The 1,199-nt window shown below is 70.1% G+C and carries 3 protein-coding genes; all 3 read right to left on the reverse strand.

What is annotated here, in order from left to right; genetic code table 11:
- Positions 1-58: 58 nt before the first annotated feature.
- Genes VE25_RS06985 through VE25_RS06995 form a run of 3 tightly spaced genes read right to left on the reverse strand, consistent with a single transcriptional unit; the run spans position 59 to position 1,090 of the window.
- A complete protein-coding gene (locus VE25_RS06985) occupies positions 59-598 on the reverse strand; it encodes a phage tail tape measure protein (protein ID WP_052731790.1) in 540 nt (179 codons plus the stop codon).
- A complete protein-coding gene (locus VE25_RS06990) occupies positions 591-779 on the reverse strand; it encodes a rcc01693 family protein (protein WP_046107892.1) in 189 nt (62 codons plus the stop codon). Before VE25_RS06990 ends, VE25_RS06985 begins: the two co-directional genes overlap by 8 nt.
- Positions 776-1,090: a gene transfer agent family protein gene (locus tag VE25_RS06995; protein ID WP_046107893.1), complete on the reverse strand. Its 315-nt coding sequence runs from the start codon at positions 1,088-1,090 to the stop codon at positions 776-778. Before VE25_RS06995 ends, VE25_RS06990 begins: the two co-directional genes overlap by 4 nt.
- Between the last annotated feature and the right edge of the window lie 109 nt (positions 1,091-1,199).

Consider the following 1,199-nt stretch of genomic DNA (forward strand, 5'->3'; position numbering starts at 1 on the left):
TTCCCTCCCCTCAAGGGGGAGGGAGGCGATGGAGCCGAAATGCTCGATGTGGGATTCGCTACGACGCCCGCGTGCCACGCCGCACCGCGCGCAGCAGCATGGCGCTGAGCTCGGCTTCGCTCGCCGCAAAGCTCCTCGCGTCCGTCGCCGTCACGTTGAAGGTGACGTTGATCGGCGCCGCCCCGCTCCCCGCCGCAACGCCCAGCCGCCCGTCGGATCCCCGCGCCAGCGGCAGGATCGCCTCCGGTCCCGCCTCGCCGGCAAGCCCGAGGCCCTGCCCCAGCGGAAAATAGGTCGGGCTGGCGATCACCCCGCCCTTGGCGAACGGAACCGCCGGATTGGTCGCGGTAAAAAGGTTGCTGACCACGCCCTCGACGAGCGTCCCGAGCGGGCGCAGCGCCGCGCGCAGCGCGATATCGGCGAAAGCCGCCGATATCTGCGAGAGTACCGAGCGGAAGCTCCTGCCCTCGGCGATCGCGCCGCGGAACGCGTTGGTCAGCGAGCGCGCGACGCCGTCGGCCAGCGTGCCGATGCGCGCCATTTCGGCCGAAATGCTGGTCGTCTCATCGAAAAAATCGTCCAGGAATCCGTCAGCCATCGGGGAACCTCCTCATCAGCTCGTCGAGCGCGTCGCGTCCGGGCGGCACCGCCCGCTTGCCGTTCAGCGCCTCGAACGCTGCCGCGAGCTCGCGCGGGGTCATGCCCCAGAACTCGCGCGGCGGCAGCCTCAGGACGCCGAGGCCGAAGCGCATCGCCTCGTCCCAGGGAAACCGGTTCACGACGCGCTCCCGAAGGTCGCGTCTAGCAGCCGCACCGCGATCCGCGCCGCCCCGGCGACCCCGCCCTCGATGGTGAGGCGCGCCAGCTCGTCGTCGCTGATCGAATTGCCCGCTCCGCGCAAACCAGCGCCCAGGATCGCCGTCAGGTCCCGCGCCGAGATGCGCCCGCCCGCGAACCGCTCGGCGAGCCCTGAAAGGTCCCCGGCTTCCAGGCGCGCCTCCAGCTCCGCCAGCGCCCCGAGCGTCAGGCAAAGCGTCTTCTCTTCCCCGCCGATGACGGCGGAGATTTCTCCCCGTTTGGTGTTGGGCATCTGCACCTCTCTGAACTTACAATTCCTGATGGAAACCGCGGGAGGCACCAACTCCCCTCCCCCTTGAGGGGAGGGGTTGGGGGTGGGGGGAAGCCTCAGTGGCCCACAC

This window comes from Devosia geojensis (assembly GCF_000969415.1).
Taxonomy (GTDB): Bacteria; Pseudomonadota; Alphaproteobacteria; order Rhizobiales; family Devosiaceae; genus Devosia; species Devosia geojensis.